The 4,104-nt window shown below is 38.1% G+C and carries 4 protein-coding genes and 1 pseudogene; all 5 read left to right on the top strand.

Annotated elements, in window-relative coordinates; translation table 11 throughout:
* Positions 1-615, top strand: a 615-nt coding sequence (locus WBM49_RS11930) for a hypothetical protein (protein WP_424372278.1), incomplete at its 5' end; no start/stop codon positions are given.
* A 3-nt stretch (positions 616-618) separates the two neighbouring features.
* A complete protein-coding gene (locus WBM49_RS11925; RefSeq protein WP_424372277.1) occupies positions 619-1,311 on the top strand; it encodes a hypothetical protein in 693 nt (230 codons plus the stop codon).
* Positions 1,312-1,373: 62 nt separating this feature from the next.
* The gene (locus tag WBM49_RS11920) at positions 1,374-2,855 is read left to right on the top strand and encodes a DUF5687 family protein (RefSeq protein ID WP_424372276.1); all 1,482 of its coding nucleotides are present in this window, start codon (positions 1,374-1,376) and stop codon (positions 2,853-2,855) included.
* A gap of 15 nt (positions 2,856-2,870) precedes the next feature.
* Positions 2,871-3,566, top strand: a complete 696-nt coding sequence (locus tag WBM49_RS11915) for an ABC transporter ATP-binding protein (RefSeq protein WP_424372275.1) — start codon at positions 2,871-2,873, stop codon at positions 3,564-3,566.
* Positions 3,567-3,697: 131 nt separating this feature from the next.
* Positions 3,698-4,104, top strand: a pseudogene (locus WBM49_RS11910) (hypothetical protein); the annotation flags it as partial.

Genomic DNA, 4,104 nt, shown 5'->3' with positions numbered 1-4,104 from the left:
CAAATAAAGTTTATTGATACGTATCTTATAAACTCGGATATTCAGTTTATCGATGTACGAATGGAAATGGCAGACCATGTTGCTTCTGCTGTGGAAAAGAGGATGGAAGAACATGGCCAAACGTTTTATAATGCCTTCAAGGATTTTATGGTGATGAACAAGCGCGATCTTACCAAAGAGTATAAAGGTCTGCGGAAGAAATTACAGTTAACATCCTTTCGAATGCTCTGGCCTGCATTAAAGAAACCTTGGATGCTATTATTGTTTATTGGTTTTTTTCTAACGCTAAATAATTATGATTTAATTGCGGAATCTGAATTTCCATATACTATGTTTGTTTGGGGCCTGTTGATCACCTCTGTTTTGATTTATTTTATAACCACATTCCCTAAGAAAAAATACCGATTTTCGAGCTTGGAAGCTCTTGCTTGGCCGCTATCGCTATCTAGCTATATACTATATGTAATTTTTAATGTTGGCAATTACAAACCTATTTTTTATGACTCTGCCCCCTATCTTATTAATCTATTTGCTGCCTTTTATCTGTGCTTTAACATTGCTTTTTTAATTACGTTATTTGAAATAAGGAAGTCGTATAAACTAAAATATGCATAACCTTTGAAACTCACACAGGAACACATACAACAGCTCTATAAATTTACAAAGGCCCATTTTGTTGAGCATTATGATTTACAAACAGAACTGGTAGACCATTTGGCAAACGGTATTGAAGAACAAATAAAATTGCATCCGAAATTGACTTTTCAAGAGGCTCTTAACATAGAGTTCAAAAAATTTGGAGTATTTGGTTTTCACGATGTTATTAGGGACAAGACCAAGGCCATGGAGAAACGGTATTTGAAAATTCTTTTCCAATTTCTCAAAGATTATTTTAAACTACCAAAGATTTTTATGTCGCTTATCTTAACAGCCCTGGTCTTCACTTTGATAACACTATTACCTGAAGGATATAAGGGGTATTTTATTGCTGTGACTTTCTTGTTTTTCATGGTAATTGCCTTAGTCAAATCACTACAAAATAAAAAGGGCCTAAAAAAGAAAAATAGCAAATGGCTTCTGGAAGATATGATCATGAATCATACCAACTCCTTGGCCTTTCTAAATTTGGGGCTGCAGATATGCATTAACCCCTTTATCCTGGAATCACTGGCAGAGTATCCTATTGGGTCACTTTTGGTCTCTTTCTTCCTGGTTTTTTTAATGCTACTTTTTTATATTATGGTTTACATAATACCTCCCATGACAGAGGATTTACTCATCAAAACCTATCCCGAGTACAAAATGGGGTAAATTCTTGTAACAAACTCTATATTTGCCCTACTAACGTTGAGAATTAAATTTATCCAACCCGTATGTTAAAGCACTTTTTTAACCTGCAGTGGAAGTCTTTTTTCCGAGCAGCCTCCTTTAAAACCAACCTGGCCTTTAAGATCCTGATGATCTTTGCCGCCCTTTATTTTATTCTGGTATTCCTGGCTATGGGTGTCGGGTCTTTTTTTATCATTAAAAAAGCCGGTTTGGGTGACCCGCTGCGAGTAGTGAACCGCTTTATTATCTATTACTTGGTGGTAGATCTCTACATGCGGTATATGTTTCAGAAGATGCCCATCCTGAACATAAAACCGTTATTGTATATGCCCTTTAAAAAGAGCGCAGTGGTCAAATATTCACTCGGCAAAACAGTGTTCTCTTTTTTTAACTGGATGCACGCTTTTTTCTTTGTACCCTTCTCCATTGTTCTTATAGCAGAAGACTATAATCCTATAGCGGTAATAGGCTGGCATCTTGCGATTATGGCGCTTATTTATGCCAATAACTTTTTAAATATTATGATGAACAATCAGGATAAGATATTTTATCCCTTGATTGTCATCCTGGCCGTTCTTGGTTTGTTGCAGTATAATGGTTGGTTCGATATTACCATCTTTACAGCTCCCATCTTTGATTCGTTTTTTGACCTCCCTTATGGCCCAATATATGCCTTGATTCCTTGTTTAATTTTGCTATTATTAATTGTGGCTTCCTTCAGATATTTCAGGAAGCACATGTATCTGGATGGCGGTCTGGCCACAAAACATACAGAGGCTAAGTCTGAAGATTACACCTGGCTGAACAGGTTTGGAAATTTGGGCACCTTTTTAAAGAACGATATAAAACTTATTAGACGTAATAAACGATCCAAAACTACGGTGGTCTTGAGTTTTTTATTCATTTTTTACGGGATGCTATTTGGTTCTGGCGCAGTAGAGGTATACGAAGGACCTGTTTGGTCGATCTTTGCGGGCATCTTCGTCTCCGGCGGATTTTTATTTAGTTTTGGCCAGTTTGTTCCCAGTTGGGATAGTTCCTATTATCCGCTAATGATGAGCCAGAATATTCAATACAGGGAGTATCTCTCCTCAAAATGGTATTTAATAGTTATTGCAACTGTGATTAGCACCTTAATTTCAGCCTTTTACCTGTATTTTGGATGGGAATTTTACCTCGCCATAGTGGTGGGAGCCATTTATAATATTGGGGTAAATTCGTATTTAGTTCTTTGGGGAGGGGCCTATATTAAAACCCCTATTGATCTTACCTCCAATAAAAAAGCCTTTGGCGACAAACAGGCATTTAATGTAAAAACAATGCTGCTCACCATCCCAAAACTGGTGCTGCCATTGATAATATTTGCAGCGGGCTATTATCTGATAAACCCGATTTCAGGGTATATAGCAGTAGCTCTTTCAGGAGTACTTGGTTTTGTCTTTAAAAACCAGGCGTTTAAAATGATCGAAAAGATCTATAAGAAAGAAAAATACAAAACGCTTCTAGCATACAAACAAACAGACTAAATACATTTATTACATATGATCACAGTTCATGACATTACCAAAACTTACGGAACTCAAACTGTTTTGAATATTCCATCCCTGGAGATCCCAAAAGGACAAAGCTTTGGCCTGGTGGGAAATAACGGTGCCGGGAAGACCACATTTTTCAGCCTTATGTTAGATCTTATTCAGCCCACCACCGGAAAGATCATCAACAATGAGGTACAGGTAGACATCAGCGAAGCATGGAAACCCTTTACTTCGGCCTTTATAGATGAGACCTTCCTTATTGGATACTTAACCCCGGAAGAATACTTCTATTTTATTGGGGAATTACGAGGACAAAACAAAGCCGATGTGGATGCATTGATCAGTACTTTTGAGAATTTCTTTCATGGGGAAATACTGGGACAAAAAAAATATCTCCGGGACCTTTCTAAAGGAAACCAGAAAAAAGTAGGTATAGTAGCCTCCTTTATTGGAAGCCCAGAGGTCATTATTCTGGATGAACCCTTTGCCAACCTGGATCCCACTACTCAAATCCGTCTTAAGCAGATCATTAAGGATCTCGCAGAGAACAAAGACGTTACTGTCTTGGTTTCAAGTCACGACCTTATTCATGTTACCGAAGTGTGCGAACGTATCGTTGTGCTCAATAAAGGAGATATCGTAAAAGATATTCAAACCTCTACCCAGACTTTAAAGGAACTGGAAACCTTTTTCGGGGGATAGTAGAATTACCCTTGATGCTGGCCGAATTTTCTTGAAAAAGATCTATTCCGTATGAAGGATGCATTTTATCGAGTAGTAGTATACTAAACGGGCGGTTTTAGAGTTTACATAGCGTACGAATACCGCTAATTTTGAAGCTTCAAAACAAATTTTATATCAGTTGGCTTTGTGGAGCCCTCCTGCTAAGTGCCTGCTCCACTAAAAAGGATGCCTTTGTGAATCGTAACTGGCATGCCTTAAACACAAAGTACAATGTACTCTACAACGGTAATCTGGCTTTTGAGGAAGGGCGGGAGCAATTAAATAACTCCTACCGGGATAATTATTGGGAACTCCTACCTGTAGAACGTCTTGAAGTAAAGGAGGAGATAAAATTGGATTCTGAGGATAACAACCCCAATTTTATAAGAGCCGAAGACAAGGCCACCAAAGCCATCCAAAAACGCAGTATGGAAATCGGCAATCAGGAGCGCAATCCACAAACCGATGAAGCCTTCTTACTCTTAGGCAAAGCCAGATATTTCGACCAACGTTACGT

Source organism: Muriicola sp. (assembly GCF_049669965.1).
Lineage (GTDB): Bacteria > Bacteroidota > Bacteroidia > Flavobacteriales > Flavobacteriaceae > Muriicola.
Note: the sequence above shows the minus strand (reverse complement) of the source record. Positions and strands in the feature narration are given on the sequence as shown.